The organism is Erwinia tracheiphila, assembly GCF_021365465.1.
Taxonomy (GTDB): domain Bacteria; phylum Pseudomonadota; class Gammaproteobacteria; order Enterobacterales; family Enterobacteriaceae; genus Erwinia; species Erwinia tracheiphila.
The window spans coordinates 3997112-4020971 of record NZ_CP089932.1 but is presented as its reverse complement, the minus strand read 5'-3'; the positions used below and the strand labels follow the sequence as shown (position 1 = coordinate 4020971).

The following is a 23860-nucleotide window of genomic DNA, read 5'->3' as shown; positions in this document are numbered from 1 at the left end:
CTATGGCTGACTATCAGGGTAAAAAAGTTGTCATTATTGGACTGGGCCTGACCGGGCTGTCCTGTGTCGATTTCTTTTTGACGCGTGGCGTTACGCCCCGCGTGATGGATACCCGTGTCGTGCCTCCAGGACTGAACAAACTGCCTGACAGCGTCGAGTGCTGGTTGGGTTCATTAAACGATAAGTGGCTGCTGGAGTCCGATCTGATCGTCGCCAGTCCAGGGTTGCCACTGGCACACCCGTCGTTAGTGGATGCGGCAGATGCGGGTGTTGAAATTATCGGTGATATCGAATTGTTCTGCCGCGAGGCCCAGGCACCAATTGTGGCGATTACCGGCTCCAATGGTAAAAGCACCGTGACCACGCTGGTGGGTGAAATGGCAAAAGCGGCTGGCTGGCAGATGGGCGTGGGCGGCAATATCGGGTTGCCGGCATTGAGCCTGCTGCAGCACCCTGCGCAGCTCTATGTCCTGGAGCTGTCCAGCTTCCAGCTGGAAACGACACAGAGCTTAAAGGCCGCAGCGTCAACGATCCTGAACGTCACCGAAGATCATATGGATCGCTATCCGCTGGGTATGCAACAATATCGCGCGGCAAAGCTGCGTATCTATGAACAGGCGGCAGTCTGCGTGGTCAATGCTGACGACGCGATGACCATGCCTGTCCGCGGAGCGGATAAACGCTGCGTCAGCTTTGGCGTGGATGTGGGTGACTACCACCTTAATCACCAGCAGGGCAGTACCTGGCTGAGGGTGAACGGAGAGAAGGTGCTAAACACCGATGAGATGACGCTGGTGGGTCAGTATAACTATACCAATGCGCTGGCTGCGCTGGCGCTGGCTGATGCGGTTGGCCTGCCGCGTACCTCCAGCCTGAAAGCGCTGACCACCTTCTCCGGGTTGCCTCACCGTTTTCAGTTAGTTTATGAAAATAATGGCGTGCGCTGGATTAACGATTCTAAAGCAACCAACGTTGGCAGCACCGAAGCAGCCCTGAACGGCTTACAGGTTAAAGGCCTCCTCTGGTTACTGTTGGGAGGGGACGGAAAGTCTGCGGACTTCAGTCCGTTGCGTCACTATGTGCAGTCCGACAACGTACGACTTTACTGCTTTGGGCGCGATGGTGCTGAACTGGCCGAACTGGCTGTGGAAAAAGCGGTACAAACCGCGACGATGGCCGAGGCGATGGTGCGAATTGCTGCAAAAGTGCAGCCTGGCGATATGGTATTGCTTTCGCCGGCCTGTGCCAGCCTGGACCAGTTCAGAAACTTTGAGCAGCGCGGCGATCTGTTTGCTCAACTGGCTAAGGATCTTGGCTGATGTGTGTGTCGGGATTGAGCCTTGTCGGTGGTTTATCTGACCGTCTGAAAGAGTGGGTGATGGGGCCGCGTGAAAGCGACGCCACCTCAATGATTCTTTACGATCGTACCCTGCTGTGGCTGACGCTGGGGCTGGTTATCATCGGTTTTGTGATGGTGACATCGGCATCAATGCCGGTCGGTCAGCGTCTGTCGGATGATCCTTTTTATTTTGCCCGGCGCGATGCGTTTTATATTGCGCTGGCGTTTGGTATTTCGCTGGTGACGTTGCGTATACCAATGGATTTCTGGCAGCGCTACAGCAACATCATGCTGCTTGTGACCATTGTCATGTTGCTAATCGTGCTGATGGTGGGCAGCTCGGTGAATGGCGCATCCCGCTGGATTGCGCTTGGTCCACTGCGCATTCAACCTGCTGAACTCTCCAAGATTTCACTGTTTTGTTACCTCGCCAGTTATCTGGTACGTAAAGTCGATGAGGTGCGCAATAACTTCTGGGGCTTCTGTAAGCCGATGGGCGTGATGGTGGTGTTAGCTGTTTTGCTGCTCGCACAGCCTGACCTTGGCACCGTGGTGGTGCTGTTCGTCACCACGCTGGCGATGTTGTTTCTGGCGGGGGCAAAATTGTGGCAATTTCTGGCGATTATCGGTTCCGGGATCTTTGCCGTTTGCCTGCTGATTGTTGCAGAACCCTATCGTATGCGCCGCGTCACGTCCTTCTGGAATCCGTGGGAAGATCCCTTTGGTAGTGGCTATCAGTTAACTCAGTCGCTGATGGCTTTTGGTCGCGGTGAGTTCTGGGGGCAGGGCTTGGGCAACTCAGTACAAAAACTGGAATACCTTCCTGAAGCACACACCGATTTTATCTTTTCCATTATTGGGGAAGAACTGGGTTATATCGGTGTGGTTTTGGCACTGCTAATGGTATTCTTCGTCGCTTTTCGCGCAATGTCTATTGGACGACGTGCGCTGGAAATCGATCAGCGCTTTTCCGGTTTTCTTGGTTGTTCAATTGGCGTGTGGTTCAGCTTTCAGGCACTGGTAAACGTCGGTGCGGCCGCGGGTGTGCTGCCAACTAAAGGTCTTACGCTGCCATTAATCAGTTACGGTGGTTCAAGCCTGATCATCATGTCCACCGCCATTGTCTTTTTATTGCGCATTGATTACGAAACACGCCTGGCGAAAGCGCAGGCGTTTACGCGAGGTGGCCGATGAAAGGAAAACGACTGTTGATTATGGCGGGCGGAACGGGAGGCCATGTGTTTCCTGGTCTGGCTGTCGCACACCATTTGATGGCACAGGGCTGGCAGATACGCTGGCTTGGTACGGCTGACCGTATGGAATCCAGTCTGGTACCTAAGCATGGTATCGACATTGAGTTTATCCGTATCAGCGGGCTGCGCGGTAAAGGTATCAATGCGCTGGTCGCTGCGCCATGGCGCATCTTTAGCGCCGTGTGTCAGGCCAGAACGATAATCAAACGCTGGCAACCTGACGTGGTGCTGGGTATGGGCGGTTATGTTTCAGGTCCTGGTGGTCTTGCGGCATGGACCTGCGGAATTCCCGTGGTGCTGCATGAACAGAATGGTATTGCCGGGCTGACCAATAAATGGCTGGCTAAGATTGCCAAAAAAGTGATGCAGGCCTTCCCCGGCGCTTTTCCCGATGCGGAAGTGGTGGGAAATCCGGTGAGAACCGATGTGCTGGCGCTCCCGCTGCCTGAAGAGAGACTCGCCGATCGTACCGGTCCCCTTCGGGTATTGGTGATGGGTGGAAGTCAGGGAGCCCGGGTGCTCAACCAGACGATGCCTGAGGTTGCGGCGATTCTGGGTGAGAAAATAACGCTGTGGCATCAGTCTGGAAAGGGTGCTCAGGAAAGTCTCAGCCACGATTATAAGCGGTTAAATCAGTCGGGACATAAGGTCACGGAGTTTATTGACGATATGGCGGCTGCGTACGCCTGGGCTGATGTGGTGGTGTGTCGTTCAGGTGCGCTGACGGTCAGCGAGATTGCTGCAGCCGGGCTGCCAGCGATTTTCGTGCCGTTTCAGCATAAAGATCGTCAACAGTACTGGAACGCGTTGCCGCTTGAGAAAGCGGGTGCCGCGAAAATTTATGAACAGCCACAATTTACTGCGGAAATCGTGGCGGAAACGCTGGCTGGATGGGATCGCCCACTTTTAATGGAAATGGCAAAAAAAGCACGGGCCGTGGCCATTCCGAATGCAACCGAGCGGGTTGCAGCGGAAGTCGTCAGGGCGTCGGTGTAAACAAGGCATGTGGGGTGGATAATACTGCCCCAACAGTAACAGAAGATTGTATTCCAGAACTTTCACTGTTTCAGGAAAGCTTCACCTCAGACCTGCTATTTATCTGAGCTACTGGCCTCTGACCACTACGCAATGTGAAAAATCATGGGATACCGACAGGCAGAAGAGATGAATACACAACAACTGGCAAAACTGCGTTCTATCGTGCCCGAGATGCGTCGCGTCCGGCACATTCACTTTGTTGGCATCGGTGGCGCTGGCATGGGCGGTATTGCCGAAGTGTTGGCCAACGAAGGTTATGAAATTAGCGGTTCTGACCTGGCGCCCAATGCAGTGACGCAACATCTGACAAAACTTGGTGCCACTATCTATTTTAACCATCGCCCGGAAAACGTCAGTGACGCCAGCGTAGTAGTGGTATCGACGGCAGTGTCACAGGATAACCCGGAAATTATTGCCGCTCGCGAAGCGCGTATTCCGGTTATTCGTCGGGCGGAGATGCTGGCGGAACTGATGCGTTTTCGCCACGGTATTGCGGTGGCAGGTACACATGGCAAAACCACCACTACGGCGATGGTATCCAGCATTTATGCGGAAGGGGGCCTCGATCCGACTTTTGTGAATGGTGGCCTGGTGAAAGCCGCAGGTACGCATGCCCGTCTGGGCAGTAGCCGCTACCTGATTGCCGAGGCTGATGAGAGTGATGCTTCATTTTTGCACTTGCAGCCGATGGTAGCGATTGTGACTAACATCGAAGCCGATCACATGGATACTTATCAGGGCGACTTCGAGAATCTGAAACAGACGTTTATCAACTTTTTACATAATCTGCCGTTTTATGGTCGTGCGGTGCTTTGCGTGGATGATGCGGTAATCCGTGAACTGATTCCGCGCGTGGGGCGGCAAATTACCACTTATGGCTTCAGTGACGATGCGGATGTCCGGATTGCCAGCTATGAGCAGCACGGCGCACAAGGGCATTTTACCCTGGAGCGTCACGACAAACCTTTAATGCGGGTAACGCTGAATGCCCCTGGCCGTCATAACGCGCTCAATGCGGCGGCGGCGGTGGCTGTCGCGACGGAAGAGGGCATTGATGATGATGAGATCCTCAGTGCACTTGAAAGCTTTCAGGGAACGGGACGCCGCTTTGATTTCCTGGGTGAATATCCATTGCAGGCGGTGAATGGCGGGGATGGTACCGCGATGTTGGTTGATGATTATGGTCATCATCCAACGGAGGTGGATGCCACGATTAAAGCAGCGCGAGCGGGCTGGCCGGATCGCAAGCTGGTGATGGTTTTTCAGCCCCATCGCTATACCCGCACGCGCGATCTTTATGACGACTTTGCCAATGTGCTTTCCCAGGTGGATGTGCTGCTGCTGCTGGATGTTTATGCAGCGGGTGAAACGCCGATTCCAGGCGCTGACAGCCGTTCACTGTGTCGAAGCGTTCGCGGACGCGGCAAAGTCGATCCGATTCTGGTCTCCGATCATGATGCCGTGTTGGAAATGCTCGCTCCAAAACTCAGTGGCAACGATTTAATCCTGATCCAGGGCGCGGGAAACGTCGGGCGTATCGCCCGCAAGCTGGCCGATCAGAAGTTACAACCGCAGAGTAAAGAAGGGGAGCATCATGGCTGATAAAGTTGCTGTATTGCTGGGTGGCACTTCTGCTGAACGTGAAGTGTCACTGATGTCAGGAAATGCCGTGGCGGCGGGGTTAAAAGAAGCTGGTGTGGATGCACACCAGCTGGATATCCGTGATTATCCTGTCCTGCGTTTGAAAGATGACGGTTTTAATAAAGTATTTATTGCACTGCACGGGCGTGGTGGTGAAGACGGCACGCTTCAGGGCGTGCTGGAGTTTCTGGCCATTCCCTACACCGGTAGCGGCGTGATGGCGTCAGCGATTACCATGGATAAGCTGCGAACCAAATGCCTGTGGCAAGGGGCTGACCTTCCCGTGGCACCTTATGTGGCAATGACCCGACAGGAAAATGACGCGGGATTGAGCGAAGAGGCAAAGGCGGCTATTGCCGCCCTTGGCATGCCGCTGTTCGTTAAGCCCAGTAGTGAAGGTTCCAGCGTCGGTATTTCACGCGTAAATCAGATGGATGCCCTTCAGGCCGCGCTGGATGAGGCGTTTCGCCACGATGATGAAGTGCTGATTGAAGCCTTTCTGAGTGGCCCTGAATATACCGTGGGCGTTATCGGCGACAGCATTTTACCCTCAATTAAAATTCAGGTGGTTTCAGAGTTCTATGACTATGAAGCTAAATACTTTTCTGACGATACTCAATATTTCTGTCCGTCCGGTTTGTCCCGCGAAAAAGAGGCTGAATTAAGCGAGATAGTGATGAAAGCGTGGCGGGCACTCGGCTGTAGCGGCTGGGGGCGGGTGGATGTGATGATGGATGGCGATGGCGAGTTCTATTTGCTGGAGGTCAATACTTCTCCGGGGATGACCAGTCACAGTCTGGTGCCGATGGCAGCAAAACAGGCCGGGATGAGCTTCTCGCAGTTAGTCGCACGCATCCTGGAGTTGGCCGACTGATATGTCTCAGGCGGCGATGAATGCTCGCAACCGGGAAACGCAAAAAAAAGCGAACTCCGGGCGAAGTAACGGCACCCGGCTGGCCGGTATCATTTTTCTGATGATGGTGCTGGGCGTGATGCTGGCAGGTGGGCTGGTCGTCGTGAAGTGGATGAATGATGCTTCCCGTTTGCCTCTGTCGAGGCTGGTAGTGACAGGGCAGCTCCATTACACCACCCATGATGATATTCGTCAGGCCATTCTGTCACTGGGCGCGCCTGGCACGTTTATGTCGCAGAATGTTGATGTTATTCAGCAGCAGATAGAACGTCTGCCGTGGATTCAACAGGTTAGTGTGCGTAAGCAGTGGCCAGACGAATTGAAGATCCACCTGTTTGAATATGTTCCCATCGCGCGATGGAATGATTTGCATATGGTTGATGCGCAAGGAAAGTTATTCACCGTACCGAGCCGTTTTATCGGCAAAGAGGCACTCCCCATGCTGTATGGCCCTGAGGGGAGTGAATCAGAAGTCCTGGACGGTTATCACCAGATGAGCGATGTGCTGGCCGCCAGTAAATTTAAGCTGAAAGCAGCGTCAATGACGGCACGACGCTCGTGGCAGCTGGTCCTGTCAGACGATATTCGTCTGGAACTGGGACGAAATGATGATATGAAACGGCTGCAGCGTTTTATTCAGTTAAACCCAACGCTTCAGCAGCAGGCGCAGGCGCAAAATAAGCGTGTCAGCTATGTTGATTTGCGATACGACGCTGGCGCGGCGGTAGGCTGGTCAATGCCACTCATCCAGAACGCTGATAGTGACAAGCAACAGAATCAGGCACAGGTTAAACGACAATGATCAAGGCGACGGACAGAAAACTGGTAGTTGGGCTCGAAATCGGCACTGCAAAAGTTGCCGCCTTAGTTGGCGAGATTCTGCCCGATGGCATAGTTAATATTATCGGTGTGGGAAGCTGTCCTTCTCGTGGAATGGACAAGGGCGGCGTGAACGATCTGGAATCCGTTGTGAAATGTGTGCAGCGGGCAATCGATCAGGCTGAGTTAATGGCAGATTGCCAGATTTCCTCTGTTTACCTTGCATTATCTGGCAAACACATCAGTTGCCAGAACGAAATAGGGATGGTTCCTATTTCAGAAGAGGAAGTGACCCAGGAAGATGTGGAAAACGTGGTTCACACTGCGAAATCCGTCCGTGTGCGCGATGAGCATCGTATATTGCATGTTATCCCACAGGAATATGCGATTGATTATCAGGAAGGCATCAAGAACCCGGTTGGTTTGTCCGGCGTCAGGATGCAGGCGAAGGTGCATTTGATCACATGCCACAATGATATGGCTAAAAACATTGTGAAGGCAGTTGAACGTTGTGGTCTTAAAGTTGACCAACTTATTTTTGCGGGCCTGGCTTCAAGTTTTGCCGTGCTGACCGAGGATGAACGTGAGCTTGGCGTCTGTGTCGTTGATGTGGGGGGCGGCACGATGGATATTGCTGTCTACACTGGTGGGGCATTACGTCATACCAAGGTGATTCCCTACGCTGGTAATGTCGTTACCAGCGATATTGCTTATGCATTTGGTACACCACCTACGGATGCGGAAGCCATTAAAGTACGCCATGGTTGCGCGCTGGGTTCTATCGTGGGTAAAGATGAAAATGTTGAAGTGCCCAGCGTCGGGGGACGTCCACCCAGAAGCTTACAGCGCCAGACTCTGGCTGAGGTGATTGAACCACGTTATACCGAGCTGCTGAATCTGGTGAATGACGAGATCCTGCAACTGCAGGAACAGCTGCGTCAGCAGGGCGTTAAGCATCATCTGGCGGCAGGGATTGTTCTGACCGGCGGCGCGGCACAAATTGAAGGCCTCGCGGCTTGCGCCCAGCGCGTCTTCCACACTCAGGTGCGGATTGGACAACCATTGAATATTACCGGGCTGACTGACTATGCGCAGGAGCCTTATTACTCAACAGCCGTTGGCTTATTGCATTATGGCAAAGAGTCTCATCTTAACGGTGACGCTGATGTTGAAAAAAGAGTGTCAGTGGGTAACTGGTTTAAACGAATTAACAGCTGGTTAAGAAAAGAGTTTTGATTTTTTAAAGGGGATCATGCCAGATTTTTTGATGATCTCCAGACGACAGGCACATAACGGAGAGAAATTATGTTTGAACCCATGGAATTAACCAATGACGCGGTGATTAAAGTCATCGGCGTCGGCGGCGGCGGCGGTAATGCCGTAGAGCACATGGTGCGCGAGCGCATCGAAGGCGTTGAGTTCTTTGCCGTGAATACGGATGCTCAGGCATTACGTAAGACGGCTGTCGGTCAGACTATTCAGATTGGTAATGGCATAACTAAAGGGCTTGGCGCAGGCGCAAACCCGGAAGTTGGCCGTAACTCTGCGGAAGAAGATCGTGAAGCATTGCGCCAGGCGCTGGAAGGTGCGGATATGGTGTTTATTGCTGCCGGTATGGGTGGTGGTACCGGTACAGGTGCTGCGCCAGTTGTGGCTGAAGTTGCGAAAGATTTAGGTATTCTGACGGTTGCGGTTGTGACCAAGCCGTTTAATTTTGAAGGTAAAAAGCGGATGGCATTCGCTGAACAGGGAATCGCCGAGCTGTCAAGGCACGTTGATTCTCTGATCACTATTCCCAACGACAAGCTGCTAAAAGTGCTGGGCCGTGGCATCTCCTTACTGGACGCATTTGGCGCAGCAAACGACGTGCTTAAAGGGGCGGTTCAGGGTATTGCTGAGCTGATCACTCGTCCGGGCCTGATGAACGTTGACTTTGCTGACGTACGCACCGTGATGTCAGAAATGGGTTACGCGATGATGGGATCTGGCGTGGCGTGTGGCGAAGACCGCGCTGAGGAAGCGGCTGAAATGGCTATTTCTAGCCCGTTACTTGAAGATATCGATCTGTCCGGCGCTCGCGGTGTACTGGTCAACATCACTGCTGGCTTCGATCTGCGTTTAGATGAATTCGAAACGGTAGGGAATACTATTCGTGCGTTTGCTTCTGATAACGCCACAGTAGTCATCGGCACCTCTCTCGACCCTGAAATGAATGACGAACTGCGGGTAACGGTTGTTGCAACAGGGATTGGTATGGACAAACGTCCAGAAATCACGCTGGTAACAAATAAACAGCAGCAAAATCAGCCTGTGATAGATCATCGCTACCAGCAGCACGGCATGGCACCCTTGCCACAGGAGCAGAAACCGGCCGCGAAGGTAGTCAACGATCAGGGCGTGCAATCGAATAAAGAGCCAGATTATCTGGATATTCCAGCCTTCTTGCGCAAGCAGGCTGACTAAGAATTTCCCGAGAATTGGGATTCTCCGCTCTTTGTGCTAAAGTGTTTGCCCGCCAGTGAGATATACTGGCGGTCGTATGAGTAATTTTGCGAGATAATGCGATGATCAAACAACGGACATTAAAACGTATTGTTCAGGCAACTGGCGTGGGTTTGCATACTGGCAAAAAAGTTACCCTGACTCTACGACCTGCGCCGGCTAACACCGGGGTCATCTATCGCCGCACTGACTTAAATCCACCGGTTGATTTCCCTGCTGATGCCAAATCCGTGCGCGACACTATGCTTTGTACCTGTCTGGTCAACGAGCATGATGTGCGTATCTCTACCGTTGAGCACCTTAATGCGGCGCTGGCGGGTCTGGGTATTGATAACATTGTGGTTGAAGTAAACGCGCCTGAAATCCCTATCATGGACGGCAGTGCAGCACCTTTCATCTATCTTCTGATGGATGCCGGTATTGAAGAACTCAATAGCGCGAAAAAATTCGTGCGTATTAAAAAGCCTGTCCGTGTTGAAGATGGAGACAAGTGGGCTGAATTCTTGCCTCACAATGGCTTCACGCTCGATTTCACCATCGACTTCAATCACCCCGCAATTGACGCAAGTTCACAACGTTATAGCATGAACTTCTCTGCTGAATCCTTCGCAAGGCAGATCAGTCGCGCTCGTACGTTTGGCTTTATGCGTGATATTGAAGCTTTGCAATCCCGTGGCCTTTGCCTGGGGGGTAGCTTTGATTGTGCAATCGTCGTAGATGATTATCGTGTGCTGAATGAAGATGGTTTGCGTTTCGAAGACGAATTTGTTCGCCATAAAATGCTTGATGCAATTGGCGATCTGTTTATGTGTGGTCATAACATTATTGGTGCTTTCACTGCTTATAAATCGGGTCATGCGTTGAACAACAAGCTGCTTCAGGCCATTCTGGCCAAACAGGAGGCATGGGAGTGGGCAACCTTTGAAGATGAAGCTGAGTTAGAGCATCAAATCTGGTTCTGGCCTGAATCCGAATCATTTATTACGACTGGTTGAGCTGGTACTCTCTCCGGCCAGTGAAGCCAGTCGTTCAATGATTATCTTCAATCTCTCCGGGCTTTTCTCTGCAATACTTCGCAACATCTCTGCGCTCTGCCCACTTAGTTGCCGCCGTGATGATTGCTTCACACCCTGTTTGCTTCTTTCGTGTATGTTTTCCGGTACTTTTACGGCTAATGATGGATTTATCCTGATGTCGATTGAGGTCAATGATGGTAATATTTGCGTTCGTAAAGCTGACAGTAAGCTGGATTGCTCATAGCGTAAACGCATCATCCAGCTGGCATTAGCGGCTTCGAGCACCAAAATGCCCTGGCGAAAATTCGCCACGCGGCACCAGGGACGTAGCGATACAGGGATAATCCCTTGTACTGCGCGGTTGAGTTTATTCAGTATGATTGCTCGTTGCTGAATGGATTGGAGCATTCCTTTGCCTTCGGTGATCTCGAATAAATTTTCTATTGATTGCGGGCGACCATCGCGCATAGGTGACTCCGGCGGAAAACAGTGAGTGGTATTCTAAATCGTTGGCGACAATTTGGCAGGCGTTATTTTTGGCCGCATCTCCTGTTGGGGATGGTCACGGCGAGTTTTGGGCTGCCTCATGCTGTAAATGGTGACACCGCAGCCCTGTCCGAAAGACCTGCCCGCAGCCTGAATATCAGCTCTGGCGTGAAGGTTGACCGCCTTGCGCTGCGACAGGAAAATGTCCGTTGGCCGAATCTTAATATTGATTACTGGCACCAGCATGCTATCCGTACCGTTATTCGTCACCTTTCTTTTACCTTTACCCCTGCAAGATTGTCTGCTACGAAGCAGTCCTTGCCGCTGGGTGCACACAAGCAGATATTGCTGGATACGCTTAACAGCCTGCTTACTCATGAAATAAAACGTTCAGCGAATGTTCATTCTACCAGGCAATATCGGTTAACGCCTCGTCCCACCTGGCAAATTGGTCTGTGGGTGGCTCGGGTAGAGGGCATTCGTGCCGGGCCAACTTCTCTCATTTAAGTTTTTTCATTCCTGTAATCAAAATTTATTACTTCACCGCTGGTGCGGTGGCTAAGAGAATTAATTGACTATGTTTATCAAATTATTAACCAAAATTTTTGGCAGCAGTAATGATCGTACGCTGAACCGTATGCGCAAAGTTGTTGATCAAATTAATAAAATGGAACCCGACTTTGAGAAACTATCTGACGAGGAATTAAAAGCAAAAACCAGTGAGTTTCGTGCGAGGCTGGAAAAGGGTGAAGTGCTTGAGACACTAATACCAGAAGCCTTTGCCACGGTACGTGAGGCGAGTAAACGCGTGTTTGGCATGCGCCACTTCGATGTCCAGTTACTGGGTGGTATGGTTCTTAATGACCGCTGTATTGCTGAGATGCGTACCGGTGAGGGTAAAACCCTGACGGCAACCTTGCCTGCTTACCTGAATGCGCTGAGTGGCAAAGGGGTTCATGTGGTCACCGTGAACGATTATCTTGCCCAGCGTGATGCGGAAAATAACCGCGCACTGTTCGAGTTTCTTGGTCTTACCATTGGTATTAACCTACCGGGAATGCCAGCTCCGGCTAAACGTGAAGCTTACGCTGCGGACATCACTTACGGAACCAATAACGAATACGGTTTCGATTATCTGCGCGACAACATGGCGTTCAGTCCTGAAGAACGTGTGCAGCGTAAACTGAACTACGCACTGGTGGATGAAGTGGATTCAATTCTGATTGATGAAGCGCGCACGCCGTTAATTATCTCTGGCCCTGCTGAAGACAGTTCCGACCTTTATATTAAAGTTAACAAAATTATCCCAAGCCTTATTCGTCAGGAAAAAGAAGACTCTGACACTTTTCAGGGGGAAGGGCATTTTTCTGTCGATGAAAAATCTCGTCAGGTGCACCTGACCGAACGTGGACTGGTTGCAGTTGAAGGTCTGCTGGTGAGTGAAGGCATTATGGAAGAAGGCGAGTCACTTTATTCGCCTGCCAATATTATGCTGATGCATCATGTGACCGCCGCATTGCGTGCGCATGTGCTCTTCACCCGTGATGTTGATTATATCGTCAAAGACGGTGAAGTGATTATCGTTGATGAGCATACCGGTCGTACCATGCAAGGCCGTCGCTGGTCAGATGGCCTGCATCAGGCTGTTGAAGCGAAAGAGGGTGTGGAAATTCAGAATGAAAACCAGACGCTGGCTTCTATCACTTTCCAGAATTACTTCCGTCTTTATAACAAACTGGCGGGTATGACCGGTACTGCTGATACTGAAGCATTTGAATTCAGTTCAATCTATAAGCTTGAAACCATTGTGGTGCCGACAAATCGTCCAATGGTACGTAAAGATCTGTCCGATCTCGTCTATATGACCGAAAAAGAGAAGATCGACGCGATCATTGAAGACATACGCGAACGTACGGCCAATGACCAACCGGTGTTGGTAGGGACTATTTCAATTGAAAAATCGGAAGTGGTTTCGACAGAACTGACGCGCGCAGGGATTAAACATGCGGTGCTTAACGCTAAATTCCACGCTCGTGAAGCTGATATTGTTGCCCAGGCGGGTCAGCCTTCAGCGGTAACGATTGCCACCAACATGGCGGGGCGCGGGACGGATATTGTTTTGGGTGGTAGCTGGCAAGCAGAAATCGCCGAACTGGATGCTCCCACACAAGAGCAGATTGATGCGATCAAAAATGCATGGAAAATTCGTCACGATGCGGTTCTTGCCTCGGGTGGCCTGCATATTATCGGTACTGAACGCCATGAGTCGCGCCGTATTGATAATCAGCTGCGCGGTCGTTCAGGCCGTCAGGGGGATAGCGGTTCTTCACGTTTTTATCTGTCGATGGAAGATGCGCTGATGCGTATTTTTGCCTCCGATCGTGTTACCAACATGATGCGTAAACTTGGCATGAAGCCGGGCGAGGCCATTGAGCATCCCTGGGTGACTAAGGCAATTGCGAACGCACAGCGTAAGGTTGAAAGCCGTAATTTCGATATTCGTAAGCAGCTGCTGGAATATGACGATGTTGCTAACGATCAGCGTAGGGCAATTTATACCCAACGTAATGAATTACTTGATGTCTCTGATGTGTCAGAAACAATCGCAAGCATTCGTGAAGATGTCTTTAAAACCACCATTGATAGCTATATCCCACCGCAGTCACTTGAAGAAATGTGGGATATTCCTGGATTGCAGGAACGTCTGGATAATGACTTCGACCTGCAGTTGCCAATTACAGAGTGGCTGGATAAAGAGCCGGAGCTGCATGAAGAGACGCTCCGTGAACGCATTATGAAACAGGCAAAAGAGCAGTATCTGCGTAAGGAAGAGATTGTCGGCAACGAGATGATGCGCAGTTTCGAAAAAGGCGTCATGATCCAGACCCTGGACAGCCTGTGGAAAGAGCATCTTGCGGCAATGGACTACCTGCGTCAGGGTATCCACCTGCGTGGTTATGCGCAGAAAGATCCAAAGCAGGAATACAAGCGCGAATCCTTTGCCATGTTCTCTGCGATGTTGGAATCACTGAAGTATGAAGTGATTAGTACGTTGAGCAAAGTTCAGGTCCGCATGCCGGAAGAAGTTGAAGCGATGGAAGAACACCGCCGTGAGGAAGCAGAACGTCTGGCACAGCAGCAGCAGTTGAGCCACGTCGAGACAGATACGGAAGCCGTGATTGCCATGGCTGAACAAAAAGGTGACCGCAAAATAGGCCGAAACGATCTATGCCCCTGCGGTTCTGGCAAAAAATATAAGCAGTGCCACGGTCGTTTAGCGTAACGTTCCTGACATGGAAAAAAGGCTGGGGAGTCCCGGCCTTTTTGCTGCCTGACGGAAAATCAGGTCTTGTGATTGTCCTGAAATGCTGGAATAGTTGCTGAAAAGTGCTTTTCGTTCTGAGAGAGAAAGACAATGAAACATCTGCAGGTGGCCGTGGGTATTATCCGTGATAAACAGCAGAATATCTTTCTGGCAAAGCGCTCTGCTGAATTGCACATGGGCAATATGTGGGAGTTTCCGGGCGGAAAAATTGAACCGGATGAAACGGCTGAACAGGCGCTGAGACGTGAATTGCTGGAAGAGACCGGGATTGAAGTGGTTAATGCCGTTGCTTGGGATACCTCTGAACATAGCGATGCCCAGTTGCGTGTCACGTTGCACTTTTTTATTGTGGAGGAGTGGCGAGGAGAACCCTGGGGTCGCGAAGGACAGCCTCAGAGATGGGTTGCCCAGCGTGAGCTGGTTGCTAACGAGTTTCCGCCTGCCAATATACCTGTTGTTGCCCGGCTATTAGAAGAAGCAAAATAATCTTATCGCTCGCCGCTGAACGGCGGGCTATTCATCGTGTTGAGTAAGATCCTCGCTCCAGTTATCACTCTCTGAAAGCTCCCCCTCACCCGGGATGCGTTTTTCTTCATTCGCCCACTCACCAAGATCAATCAGCTGGCATCGCTTACTGCAAAAGGGCCGCCACGGGCTGAGTTCGTCCCAAATGACTTCTTTTGAGCAGCAGGGGCAATCCACACTCATCACTTCTTCATTCATTGATTAAAACCTTAACAACAGGCAAGTTGAAAATTGAGGTGAGCTGGAACCACACCGCGTTCGCTATCCAGCGGAAGAAAACGGATAGCATAACGGTTTTTGTGACCGGAAACCTGGGGGTACAAAGAATCGCCCAGTGCCAGCTTCAGACGTAACAGATCGGCACCTTCAGCGTTATCCTGAAAGAAGCCGTTAAGACTGGTCTGTAGATGAAATTCTCCAGACTGACGAATCAGGTTAAGGATGAGTTTCAGTGCCTCGCCGACCGGAGCCAGTGCATCCATCCACTGGGCAACCTGAGAATCCCTGATTTCCTGAGCAACGTGCAGCCAGATATGCAATGTGGGAAGGTCAAAGCTACAGCAGCCACCCGGGATACCCAGGCGCTGGCGTACCAGCGCAATCAGGCGATCCTCACGCAGTATCTGGCCAATACGCGGTGCGGCCATCAGGATCACAGCAGATGACTTCAGGCTGTCGCGTAAATTGGCTATCAGATCGATATCAACGCCAGGAACATCAGACCAGGAAAAAAGTTTTTGCTGCTGCTTATCGAGTTCTTTAACAATTTCAGTACGTAGTTCTCCGCGCTCGAATACGTCCAGCAGTTCTGCCACATTGCGAAAAAACGTCAATGCAGTGAGTGAGCCATTAATCTGTCTGCTTTGTTCTAATTGATTGATTAAAAATTCAATTCGCAACCAGGTGCGCATTTTTTCATTCAGGGGGTATTCAAATAAAACGCTGGTATTCATGCGGTTAATCCTGGTTTGTTGCTCTGGAAAGCTGGCGATAATGCTGATCCAGGAGGGAAACTTGTGCGGCTATATCTTCAGATAGCCCGCTGTTATCAATAATGTCATCAGCAACGGCAAGACGCTGTTCGCGCGTTACCTGTGTAGCGAGAATACATTCCGCCTGCTCCCGGCTAATGCGATCGCGGGCGATAGTCCGGGCCAGTTGCGTATCGCGATCGACATCCACAACCAGCACCCGGCTTGCCAGTGGGTGTAAATTATTTTCCACCAGCAGAGGTACAACCCACAGACACCACTCTGATTTTGCCAGGGCAAGCTGTCGGCGAGTTTCTGCATGAATCAACGGATGTAGCAGGGCATTAAGCCAGTCTTTATCCGTTGGACAGGTAAAAATGCGTTGCCTCAACAGTGCACGATTTAACGTGCCATCCTGCTGTAAAACAACGCTGCCAAATTTTGCCGCGATTTCACTTAAGGCCGATCGCCCGGGTCTGACGATCTGGCGTGCGATAACATCCGCGTCAACAACATCGATACCCCGGTCTGCAAAAGCATTCGCGATAGTTGTTTTTCCACTGCCGATACCGCCAGTCAATGCAACAGTATAACGCATAAGCCTCTATATCTTAGGTTTGCTCTGAAGTGCCTTATTTTCACCCGTTGCTGAGTCGAATATCAGCGGACGTAAAATGAGGCATAGATCACATCTATGAATGTTGGATAAATTTGAGCGATTGTAGCGTAAATAAACCCATTTTCGCAGTCTTGCTGCTCTGTTTTTAACGCGTATGATCAGTGTCACTGAAGCTGGAAGTAGCGTACTACCTTAAGATTTGCGCCAACAACAGGAAGTGATTTATGCGTATTGAAGAAGATGTAAAACTGGGTTTTAAAGATGTATTAATCCGCCCGAAGCGGTCAACCCTTCAAAGTCGTTTACAGGTTGAACTGACACGTCAGTTTTCATTTAAACATTCGGGGATGGGATGGTCAGGTGTGCCAATTATTGCTGCGAATATGGATACCGTCGGCACATTTAATATGGCAGAAGCACTGGCCTCATTCGATTTGCTCACTGCCGTTCACAAACATTACTCTGTTGCACAGTGGCAGGTTTTTATCACCCGGGTACCTGAGAGTGTACTCACGCACGTCATGGTTTCTACTGGAACCTCCGATACGGATTTTATTAATCTACAGAAAATCCTGGCACTTTCGACCGCGCTAAATTTTATCTGTATCGACGTAGCAAATGGTTATTCCGAGCATTTTGTCAGTTTCCTCAGGCGCGTCCGCGAAGCCTTTCCGGGCAAAACAATTTGTGCTGGTAATGTGGTCACGGGAGAAATGGTTGAAGAGCTTATCCTTTCGGGGGCAGATATTGTCAAAGTGGGAATCGGTCCGGGTTCGGTTTGCACCACAAGAGTTAAAACTGGGGTAGGTTACCCGCAACTTTCTGCGGTAATAGAGTGTGCTGATGCTGCACATGGGTTAGGCGGGCAGATTGTCAGTGATGGTGGTTGCTCGGTGCCTGGGGATATAGCAAAAGCATTTGGAGGCGGGGCAGACTTTGTCATGCTGGGTGGTATGCTCGCTGCGCATGATGAGTGTGAAGGACGCATTGTCGAACAAGATGGCGAACAGTTTATGTTGTTTTATGGTATGAGTTCAGAATCAGCCATGAACCGCCATACTGGCGGCGTGGCGGAATACCGTGCAGCAGAAGGCAAAACGGTCAGGCTTGTCCCCCGTGGTTCGGTAAATAATACGGTAAAAGATATTCTGGGTGGGTTACGTTCAGCCTGTACTTATGTTGGAGCTGAACGGCTGAAGGAATTGACCAAACGCACAACGTTTATTCGCGTGTCAGAGCAGGAAAATCAGGTTTTTAACCGTTAGCACCCTTTTTATTTTATCCTGATACCCACTCGATAATTATGCTGTGGGTTTCATCCCAAAGCGCTGCCGAGGTTGAAAACGGGCAGGTACATCGCTACCACCAGGGTAGCGACGATGAGACCAATTACGATCATCATCACAGGTTCCAGCGCTTCAGCCAGATTATCTGCCAGTTCATTTGTGCTGGTTTCATAGCGTTCCGCAAGCCTTGATAACATACTGTCCAGTGAACCTGATTCTTCTCCGACTTTGACTAATTGATAGCAAAGCGGTGTAAAGAGAGTATGATTTTTCATCGCCTTATATAATGGATTGCCTGCCGAGATATGCTGTTGCAGCGCCGCTACAGTTTCCCGCCAGAGCCTCTGGCTCAAGGTTTTTTCCAGTGCCTGTAAACTATCCAACAGGGTAAGACCTGCGTGTTGCGTGAGTGCTAGGGTCATAAATATTCTGCTAAGTTGCCCACCACGAATCAGATCTCCGGCTAAAGGAAGCTTCAATAAAATCTGCTGCTGCCTACGTTGCCAGTTGGGCGATCGGCGATTCTGCCACCGCCAGCTAAGGTAAATGATAAATAAGAATGGCAGGAAGAGTGGGCCGTAATGCTGAATGGCCTCAGATAAAGCGATTACTGCAGCAGTAAAACCCGGGAGTGGGGCATCGAAAGCCTGATATATCGCGACAAATTCGGGTAATACAAACAGCAACATGCCCAGGCTGACCAAAAGCGCTATTGCTAACACAATAAGTGGATAGCGTAATGCCTTGGTCACTTTTTTTTGTAATTGATGCTGTCTTTCCTGCTGGTCAGCCAGTTGCAGGCAACATTCATCCATACGTCCGGTTAGCTCACCAATTTGAATTAGCGCTGGAAAAAGCGGAGGAAAAATAATCGGCCATTCTGTCAGTGCATCAGAAAAGGGGACTCCGTTACTGATACGATGTTGCAGATGGGCAAGCAGGGCCTGCCATCCAGCATTACTGTGCCCTTCACATGTGAGCTGCAAAGCGTCGGAAAGTGACATCCCTGCTTTAAGTAACGTAGCCAGCTGCCGGAAAAAATTAATCTTGTCCTGCCATTGCCAGTCTATGGAACGATACCGACGTCCTGATGTGAGTTTCAGCGAGATCAGGTTAAGCGCTAACAGATTATCCATCGCTTCCTGTCGGTGCTGACAGAAAAATGCACCGTTGAGACGTTGGCCTTCATTGCCAATTGCCTGCCAGTTAAACAGTCGCAGATCTGTCATCCTCTTCTCCCACAACCCGGTTTAGCTCTGCCAGCGTGGTATCACCACGATTGACGCAGTGCAGCCCTCCCACAAATAGCGAGTTTCCGCTTTGTGCCTTTGCCAGTATTGATAGTTTGCCCTGTGATAATCCTGCGGCTATGCCGTTTTGTAAGGGAGCCGTAACAGGAAGTAACTCAAATAAAGCCAGCCGTCCGTAATAGCCTGAGTAGCAACGAGCACAACCCACAGCTCGCCAGTTCCTCACCGTCCCAGGCCACAAGGCTGGTGGAAAATGAGCCAGGGTTTCCGCAGGTTCCCGGCAGTGAGGACAAAGACGGCGAACCAGACGCTGTGAAATGACCAGCTTCAGTGCTGAGGCGAGCAAATAACCAGCGATGCCGATTTGCCTCAACCTTATCAGGGTTTCAATCGTTGAATTCGTATGTAACGTAGACAGGACCAAATGTCCCGTTTGTGCCGCTTTGATGGCAATTTCTGCCGTTTCAGCATCCCGAATCTCGCCAATCATAATAACGTCAGGATCCTGGCGTAAAAGGGCGCGTAGCACACGGTTAAAATCCAGCCCTGTTTTTGGGTGTATCTGAGTTTGATTGACCCCGACAAGGGGGATCTCGATGGGATCCTCAACGCTACACAGATTTCTGCAGGGCTGATTCAAATAGCTTAATCCGCTGTAAAGTGTGAAGGTCTTGCCGCTACCGGTAGGCCCAGTAACCAGTATTAACCCCTGTGGCTGTTCGAGCGCCTGGCGAAATCGTCTGAGCGCCGCCCGTGGCATCCCCAAATTTTCCAGTGAGACAGATTGCGACTCATTCTGCATAAGCCTTACCACGGCTTTTTCCCCGAAGTTTACGGGTAGTGTTGACAGGCGGAATGAAGCTGATTGTCCGTTAAGTGTCAGGGTGAATTGCCCATCCTGCGGCATACGACGTTCAGCGATATCCAGGCTGGCAAGAATTTTTAGCCTGGCGAGAAGAGCCGGTCCGTTATCGCTGCTTAACATGGGTACTGGCCGCAGTATACCATCAACCCGGATACGAATCTGCAAAGTATTGGCTTGAGGTTCAATGTGAATATCTGAAGCGCGCTGCTGGATTGCCAGAAATAGCAGCTGATCAACTCGTTCCGTCACCGTATCATTACTTTCGATGGTTATTCCGGCAGCAGGCACCTTTTGCTGACGAAACTGTTCCAGTTGTGCAGAGGTCCAGTATTCCACATTAATGGTGTTATGTGCCGTAAAGCGCAGCGCTGTCATTACGTTCTGTGGGAGAGGTTCAGCTGCGGCAATCTGTAATCGTTCTGAGGTAAATTCCAGTATTACCGCATGGTTTTGCCGACAAATATTCTCCACTGCCTGTTGTGACGCTAAGGAGATCATGAAGCATCTCCCGCTGTTTCATCGTTAAAGCGAAACATGGCTTCACATGCCTCTTTCAGCGTGGTTTTTGCGCTGGTGCAGCTGCGTTGCCAGGTAAGCATGCCTTCTGATTGATCCCAAACAGTTTTAAGAACGACGGTGAGTCCGCTGAGGCTTTCCTGCCCGGTCAGGGTTACCGTGCCAGCCTGAACGGTAACGGCGGAAACATAACGTGAACCTTTGCCAGCGGGAATGCCGTTGCCTCCGGCCGAACAGTTGCTGGTGCTTCCTTGCTCAATTGTGCAAATCTCTATGGCTGTTTTATAAGGCATGGCTGTCTGAAGCATATCGGTCAGCGCTGCTTTCTGCAGGTAGCTCTGATAAGCGGGAAGCCCGATAGCGCTGAGGATGGCGATGATGGCAATCACGATCATCAGTTCAATCAGGGTAAATCCTTGCTGCATCTTCATGGCATAGCTCCTTGCTGGTAAGAAGCTGGCAAGGTATCGCCGCTGGCCGAACGGTGCCAGCGGGAGGAATCAGTTTATCGGCATGGCGCGAAAAACGTTTTTCTCATTACGAGGACATACAGATTTGATGCAACAGCCATCGCAAAGCGGGGCAGGAAGCAACAGGGTGCAGGGGAAATTAGCGCTGCCGGGCATTTAACGAAAGCGCATTGATAAATCCAGCGCGTGAATATGCTTGGTCAGCGCGCCTACGGAGATGAAATCGACACCAGTTTCAGCATAAAGACGCAATGTCTGGTCGGTGACATTGCCAGAGACTTCCAGCAGCACGCGCCCCGCATTCAAGGTTACGGCCTCACGCATTGCCTCAATGCTGAAATTATCCAGCATAACGATATCGGCACCGGCTTCAATGGCCTGAATCAGCTTATCTGAAGATTCCACTTCCACTTCAACTGGAACGTCAGAATGCTGCCAGTTGGCTTTTTCAAGCGCCTGACGAATCGAACCAGTTGCAAGAATATGGTTTTCTTTAATCAGATAAGCATCATTTAGGCCCAGTCGATGATTGCCGCCGCCGCACAGAACTGCATACTTCAGCGCGGTACGCAAACCCGGCACTGTTTTACGCGTGTCCAGAAGTTGCGTATGGGTGCCTTGCAGTTGCACAACATAGTGACTGACTGTGGTTGCCACACCGGAAAGCGTCTGCACAAAATTGAGTACGGTGCGCTCGGCAGTAAGAATTAGCGCACTGGGTCCTGTTACTTCAAACAGTATTTGCTCAGGCTGAATAATGTCGCCATCATCAACATGCCAGTCAATCTGCGTTTTACAGCCCAGCTGGATGAAGACTTCTTCCACCGACCGTTTGCCGCAGAAAATGCCGGGTTCACGGGTAATTACCACAGCATGTGAGATGGTTCCGGTGGGAAGTAAGCTGGTGGTAAGGTCATTTTCCGCAGCGATTTCGCCCCCAAGATCTTCACGCAGAGCCTGTGCCACGCTGGGTGGAATATCATCTTCAATACGTCCAGGTAATGCATTACAGCGGCTGTCGGGATCGTAGCGGCGGATGGTCATTATTGAACTCCGAAAATCGGATAAAAAGTGAGGTTATGCTAGTCTGTTTATCACCCGCCTGGCAGGCACGGAATTTTCAGGTTTGAGCATGTGTTTGACAATCAATGAATTATGCTACTCTTACGGATATTTCTTAAAGGAGAGCAGAGTATGCAGCTGCAATCAGGTTGGATTTCCGGTGTAAAGCCGGTTCCGTCTCCCTGTTTTAATGAGCGGCCTGAAAACGATGTTTCTCGGCTGCTGGTTATCCATAATATCAGTCTTCTTCCGGGTAAGTTTGGCAGGCCGTGGATAGACGCGCTCTTTATCGGCAAGCTCGATCCTGATGCCGATCCTTACTTTGCTGATATCGCCCACCTGCAGGTTTCAGCACACTGCCTGATTCGTCGCGCTGGTGAAATTATCCAATATGTTCCCTTTCATCTGCGCGTATGCCATGCGGGTGTTTCTGTTATATAACGAACGTGAACCCTGTAATGATTTTTCTATCGGTATCGAGCTGGAAGGGACAGATACGCTGCCCTACACCGATGCTCAGTATCTCCCTGGAGGTGGTCACGCGACTGTTAATCGCCTCGTGGCCACAGATTGCTGAATATATAACCGGACACAGCGATATTACACCGAGCAGAAAGAGCGGCCCTGGCCCGGCATTTGACTGGATACGATTTCTGGCCGCATTGTGTCAGCCCGGCATATAAGGAGCAAACGGCATGACGCTTTTCAGTTTGTTATTGGTTATGGGATGGGAACGACTGTTTAAAATCGGTGAACACTGGTAGTTGGATCATCATCTGAGCGGGTTCTTCATTAAGCGTAAACATTTTTCCCTGATGCGCACCCTGCTTATGTTACTGATTACCATGGCGTGTGTTGCGTTGTGCCAGCTGGCGTTGAGAGGGGTGCTTTTTGGCCTGCCAATGCTGATTTTCTGGATTGCAGTTGGGGTATTGTGTATCGGTGCTGGCTCAACCCGACTGCATTATCACACCTATCTTAAAGCGGTCAGTCATAATGATGTGGTTGCCCATGCCGCGATGGCCGAAGAGCTGGCGTTGATTCACGGCCTGCCATTGGAGTGTGACGAGCGCGAATATTTGCGCGAGCTGCAAAATGCCCTGTTGTGGATTAACTATCGATTTTATCTTGCACCGCTGTTCTGGTTTGTTGTAGGGGGTCGGTTTTTTTAGTTGGCTATGCTTTTCTCCGCGCCTGGCAGAGTGGACTGGCACGCTACCATTCGCCGTTATCGCGATCGCAATCCGGTATCGATGCCTTACTGCATATTGTTGACTGGCTTCCGGTTCGTTTGGTGGGCGTAGCCTATGCGCTGTCAGGGCATGGAGAAAGAGCGCTCCCGGCGTGGTTTGCTTCTCTTGGTGACAGACACACTCCGCAATACCAGGTATTAACCAGACTGGCGCAGTTTTCTCTGGCACGCGATCCGCACACGGATAAAATCGCTACTCCGCAGGTTGCGGTAACGCTGGCAAAGAAAGTGACGGTGGTCGTCGTGGCGCTGTTAACCATATACGGCGCACTGGTTTGAGCAGCTAATACATCCAGCCTGTGAGCTGGATGTGTCTTTTTTTAAAAAACAGAATTAGGCAGCTGCATTCTTGCTGCTGTCAGTAATGCCAAACAAATTTTCAATAAACGAACCCAAAGTATCGCCGATATACTGTCCGACTTTTTTACCTATATTCCCTGTAATCGCTGCAACTATAGTAGAAATTACCGGGATAGTGACAAAACTACCTATCGCTTTGCCAATGTAATTACCAGCCTGACGGCCAATCCAACCAGAGGTGTCGCGAATAACGCCTGATCCGCTGACCATTTCAACTTCTTGTAAAGTAAGCTCCCTCATTATTTTCTCTCCATTTTAATCACCCGGATTGGGTAGGGTAATTTTTAGTTGAATTTTATTTGAATTGCAATTTGATTTTTTATTTTAATTAACCCGATGTGCGTTAGATGTA

At 50.5% G+C, this 23860-nt stretch carries 22 protein-coding genes and 2 pseudogenes; 15 read left to right on the top strand and 9 right to left on the bottom strand.

Features of this window, described 5'->3' with window-relative positions:
• The first annotated feature begins 2 nt into the window (after nt 1-2).
• The 9 genes from murD to lpxC all read left to right on the top strand — a co-directional run bounded on the left by murD (nt 3) and on the right by lpxC (nt 10500).
• A complete protein-coding gene (gene murD, locus LU633_RS20960) occupies nt 3-1319 on the top strand; it encodes a UDP-N-acetylmuramoyl-L-alanine--D-glutamate ligase (protein WP_016190963.1) in 1317 nt (438 codons plus the stop codon).
• On the top strand, nt 1319-2533 hold the full coding sequence (gene ftsW / locus LU633_RS20955) for a cell division protein FtsW (RefSeq protein ID WP_016190964.1): 1215 nt from the start codon (nt 1319-1321) through the stop codon (nt 2531-2533). Before murD ends, ftsW begins: the two co-directional genes overlap by 1 nt.
• Entirely contained in the window at nt 2530-3588 is a 1059-nt protein-coding gene (gene murG, locus LU633_RS20950) for an undecaprenyldiphospho-muramoylpentapeptide beta-N-acetylglucosaminyltransferase (protein ID WP_016190965.1), read from the top strand. The genes ftsW and murG overlap by 4 nt, the downstream gene beginning before the upstream one ends.
• A 168-nt stretch (nt 3589-3756) precedes the next feature.
• Nucleotides 3757-5232 carry a UDP-N-acetylmuramate--L-alanine ligase gene (murC, locus tag LU633_RS20945; RefSeq protein ID WP_016190966.1) on the top strand — a complete coding sequence of 492 codons (1476 nt, stop codon included), beginning with the start codon at nt 3757-3759 and terminating at the stop codon, nt 5230-5232.
• Nucleotides 5225-6145, top strand: a complete 921-nt coding sequence (locus LU633_RS20940; RefSeq protein WP_016190967.1) for a D-alanine--D-alanine ligase — start codon at nt 5225-5227, stop codon at nt 6143-6145. The genes murC and LU633_RS20940 overlap by 8 nt, the downstream gene beginning before the upstream one ends.
• 1 nt (nt 6146) lies before the next feature.
• On the top strand, nt 6147-6986 hold the full coding sequence (gene ftsQ / locus LU633_RS20935) for a cell division protein FtsQ (protein WP_016190968.1): 840 nt from the start codon (nt 6147-6149) through the stop codon (nt 6984-6986).
• On the top strand, nt 6983-8239 hold the full coding sequence (ftsA, locus tag LU633_RS20930) for a cell division protein FtsA (protein WP_016190969.1): 1257 nt from the start codon (nt 6983-6985) through the stop codon (nt 8237-8239). The genes ftsQ and ftsA overlap by 4 nt, the downstream gene beginning before the upstream one ends.
• Nucleotides 8240-8308: 69 nt before the next feature.
• Nucleotides 8309-9466 (top strand): cell division protein FtsZ, encoded by a 1158-nt coding sequence (ftsZ, locus tag LU633_RS20925; RefSeq protein ID WP_016190970.1) that lies wholly within the window; start codon nt 8309-8311, stop codon nt 9464-9466.
• Nucleotides 9467-9567: 101 nt separating this feature from the next.
• Nucleotides 9568-10500 carry a UDP-3-O-acyl-N-acetylglucosamine deacetylase gene (gene lpxC / locus LU633_RS20920; RefSeq protein ID WP_016190971.1) on the top strand — a complete coding sequence of 311 codons (933 nt, stop codon included), beginning with the start codon at nt 9568-9570 and terminating at the stop codon, nt 10498-10500.
• Here lpxC and LU633_RS20915 read toward each other — a convergent pair.
• Nucleotides 10480-10989 carry a DUF721 domain-containing protein gene (locus LU633_RS20915; RefSeq protein ID WP_016190972.1) on the bottom strand — a complete coding sequence of 170 codons (510 nt, stop codon included), beginning with the start codon at nt 10987-10989 and terminating at the stop codon, nt 10480-10482. The genes lpxC and LU633_RS20915 overlap by 21 nt on opposite strands.
• A 21-nt stretch (nt 10990-11010) precedes the next feature.
• On the opposite strand from LU633_RS20915, the gene secM reads away from it, so the two are divergent.
• The 3 genes from secM to mutT all read left to right on the top strand — a co-directional run bounded on the left by secM (nt 11011) and on the right by mutT (nt 14818).
• Nucleotides 11011-11514: a secA translation cis-regulator SecM gene (gene secM, locus LU633_RS20910; RefSeq protein ID WP_016190973.1), complete on the top strand. Its 504-nt coding sequence runs from the start codon at nt 11011-11013 to the stop codon at nt 11512-11514.
• Between the two features lie 70 nt (nt 11515-11584).
• Entirely contained in the window at nt 11585-14290 is a 2706-nt protein-coding gene (secA, locus tag LU633_RS20905; RefSeq protein ID WP_016190974.1) for a preprotein translocase subunit SecA, read from the top strand.
• A 132-nt stretch (nt 14291-14422) separates the two neighbouring features.
• Nucleotides 14423-14818, top strand: a complete 396-nt coding sequence (mutT, locus tag LU633_RS20900; RefSeq protein ID WP_016190975.1) for an 8-oxo-dGTP diphosphatase MutT — start codon at nt 14423-14425, stop codon at nt 14816-14818.
• Between the two features lie 27 nt (nt 14819-14845).
• Here the strand turns inward: mutT and yacG are convergent, their stop codons facing one another.
• The 3 genes from yacG to coaE are packed head-to-tail and all read right to left on the bottom strand — an operon-like array spanning nt 14846 to nt 16426.
• A complete protein-coding gene (gene yacG, locus LU633_RS20895; RefSeq protein ID WP_016190976.1) occupies nt 14846-15055 on the bottom strand; it encodes a DNA gyrase inhibitor YacG in 210 nt (69 codons plus the stop codon).
• A gap of 11 nt (nt 15056-15066) precedes the next feature.
• Entirely contained in the window at nt 15067-15810 is a 744-nt protein-coding gene (gene zapD / locus LU633_RS20890) for a cell division protein ZapD (protein WP_016190977.1), read from the bottom strand.
• 4 nt (nt 15811-15814) lie between these two features.
• Nucleotides 15815-16426, bottom strand: a complete 612-nt coding sequence (gene coaE, locus LU633_RS20885) for a dephospho-CoA kinase (protein ID WP_016190978.1) — start codon at nt 16424-16426, stop codon at nt 15815-15817.
• A gap of 245 nt (nt 16427-16671) precedes the next feature.
• Here coaE and LU633_RS20880 point away from each other — a divergent pair, with 245 nt between their 5' ends.
• A complete protein-coding gene (locus LU633_RS20880) occupies nt 16672-17712 on the top strand; it encodes a GMP reductase (RefSeq protein ID WP_016190979.1) in 1041 nt (346 codons plus the stop codon).
• Between the two features lie 50 nt (nt 17713-17762).
• Here LU633_RS20880 and hofC read toward each other — a convergent pair whose 3' ends face one another.
• The 4 genes from hofC to nadC all read right to left on the bottom strand — a co-directional run bounded on the left by hofC (nt 17763) and on the right by nadC (nt 21878).
• On the bottom strand, nt 17763-18962 hold the full coding sequence (gene hofC / locus LU633_RS20875; RefSeq protein WP_016190980.1) for a protein transport protein HofC: 1200 nt from the start codon (nt 18960-18962) through the stop codon (nt 17763-17765).
• Nucleotides 18940-20346 carry a type II secretion system protein GspE gene (gspE, locus tag LU633_RS20870; protein ID WP_016190981.1) on the bottom strand — a complete coding sequence of 469 codons (1407 nt, stop codon included), beginning with the start codon at nt 20344-20346 and terminating at the stop codon, nt 18940-18942. Before gspE ends, hofC begins: the two co-directional genes overlap by 23 nt.
• A complete protein-coding gene (ppdD, locus tag LU633_RS20865) occupies nt 20343-20795 on the bottom strand; it encodes a prepilin peptidase-dependent pilin (RefSeq protein ID WP_016190982.1) in 453 nt (150 codons plus the stop codon). The genes gspE and ppdD overlap by 4 nt, the downstream gene beginning before the upstream one ends.
• A gap of 195 nt (nt 20796-20990) precedes the next feature.
• Nucleotides 20991-21878: a carboxylating nicotinate-nucleotide diphosphorylase gene (nadC, locus tag LU633_RS20860; RefSeq protein WP_016190983.1), complete on the bottom strand. Its 888-nt coding sequence runs from the start codon at nt 21876-21878 to the stop codon at nt 20991-20993.
• A 150-nt stretch (nt 21879-22028) separates the two neighbouring features.
• Here nadC and ampD point away from each other — a divergent pair.
• Together ampD and ampE are read left to right on the top strand one after the other, a co-directional pair.
• Nucleotides 22029-22579 (top strand): annotated as a pseudogene (gene ampD, locus LU633_RS20855) (1,6-anhydro-N-acetylmuramyl-L-alanine amidase AmpD).
• 12 nt (nt 22580-22591) lie between these two features.
• A pseudogene (gene ampE / locus LU633_RS20850) lies at nt 22592-23427 on the top strand (beta-lactamase regulator AmpE).
• A 54-nt stretch (nt 23428-23481) separates the two neighbouring features.
• Here the strand turns inward: ampE and LU633_RS20845 are convergent.
• Nucleotides 23482-23748 carry a hypothetical protein gene (locus LU633_RS20845; protein WP_016190988.1) on the bottom strand — a complete coding sequence of 89 codons (267 nt, stop codon included), beginning with the start codon at nt 23746-23748 and terminating at the stop codon, nt 23482-23484.
• Nucleotides 23749-23860 lie beyond the last annotated feature (112 nt).

Coding starts and splice junctions, on each gene's coding strand:
- murD (WP_016190963.1), top strand. CDS start 3: ATGGCTGACTATCAGGGTAAAAAAGTTGTCATTATTGGACTGGGCCTG.
- ftsW (WP_016190964.1), top strand. CDS start 1,319: ATGTGTGTGTCGGGATTGAGCCTTGTCGGTGGTTTATCTGACCGTCTG.
- murG (WP_016190965.1), top strand. CDS start 2,530: ATGAAAGGAAAACGACTGTTGATTATGGCGGGCGGAACGGGAGGCCAT.
- murC (WP_016190966.1), top strand. CDS start 3,757: ATGAATACACAACAACTGGCAAAACTGCGTTCTATCGTGCCCGAGATG.
- LU633_RS20940 (WP_016190967.1), top strand. CDS start 5,225: ATGGCTGATAAAGTTGCTGTATTGCTGGGTGGCACTTCTGCTGAACGT.
- ftsQ (WP_016190968.1), top strand. CDS start 6,147: ATGTCTCAGGCGGCGATGAATGCTCGCAACCGGGAAACGCAAAAAAAA.
- ftsA (WP_016190969.1), top strand. CDS start 6,983: ATGATCAAGGCGACGGACAGAAAACTGGTAGTTGGGCTCGAAATCGGC.
- ftsZ (WP_016190970.1), top strand. CDS start 8,309: ATGTTTGAACCCATGGAATTAACCAATGACGCGGTGATTAAAGTCATC.
- lpxC (WP_016190971.1), top strand. CDS start 9,568: ATGATCAAACAACGGACATTAAAACGTATTGTTCAGGCAACTGGCGTG.
- LU633_RS20915 (WP_016190972.1), bottom strand. CDS start 10,989: ATGCGCGATGGTCGCCCGCAATCAATAGAAAATTTATTCGAGATCACC.
- secA (WP_016190974.1), top strand. CDS start 11,585: ATGTTTATCAAATTATTAACCAAAATTTTTGGCAGCAGTAATGATCGT.
- mutT (WP_016190975.1), top strand. CDS start 14,423: ATGAAACATCTGCAGGTGGCCGTGGGTATTATCCGTGATAAACAGCAG.
- yacG (WP_016190976.1), bottom strand. CDS start 15,055: ATGAATGAAGAAGTGATGAGTGTGGATTGCCCCTGCTGCTCAAAAGAA.
- zapD (WP_016190977.1), bottom strand. CDS start 15,810: ATGAATACCAGCGTTTTATTTGAATACCCCCTGAATGAAAAAATGCGC.
- coaE (WP_016190978.1), bottom strand. CDS start 16,426: ATGCGTTATACTGTTGCATTGACTGGCGGTATCGGCAGTGGAAAAACA.
- LU633_RS20880 (WP_016190979.1), top strand. CDS start 16,672: ATGCGTATTGAAGAAGATGTAAAACTGGGTTTTAAAGATGTATTAATC.
- hofC (WP_016190980.1), bottom strand. CDS start 18,962: ATGACAGATCTGCGACTGTTTAACTGGCAGGCAATTGGCAATGAAGGC.
- gspE (WP_016190981.1), bottom strand. CDS start 20,346: ATGATCTCCTTAGCGTCACAACAGGCAGTGGAGAATATTTGTCGGCAA.
- ppdD (WP_016190982.1), bottom strand. CDS start 20,795: ATGAAGATGCAGCAAGGATTTACCCTGATTGAACTGATGATCGTGATT.
- nadC (WP_016190983.1), bottom strand. CDS start 21,878: ATGACCATCCGCCGCTACGATCCCGACAGCCGCTGTAATGCATTACCT.
- LU633_RS20845 (WP_016190988.1), bottom strand. CDS start 23,748: ATGAGGGAGCTTACTTTACAAGAAGTTGAAATGGTCAGCGGATCAGGC.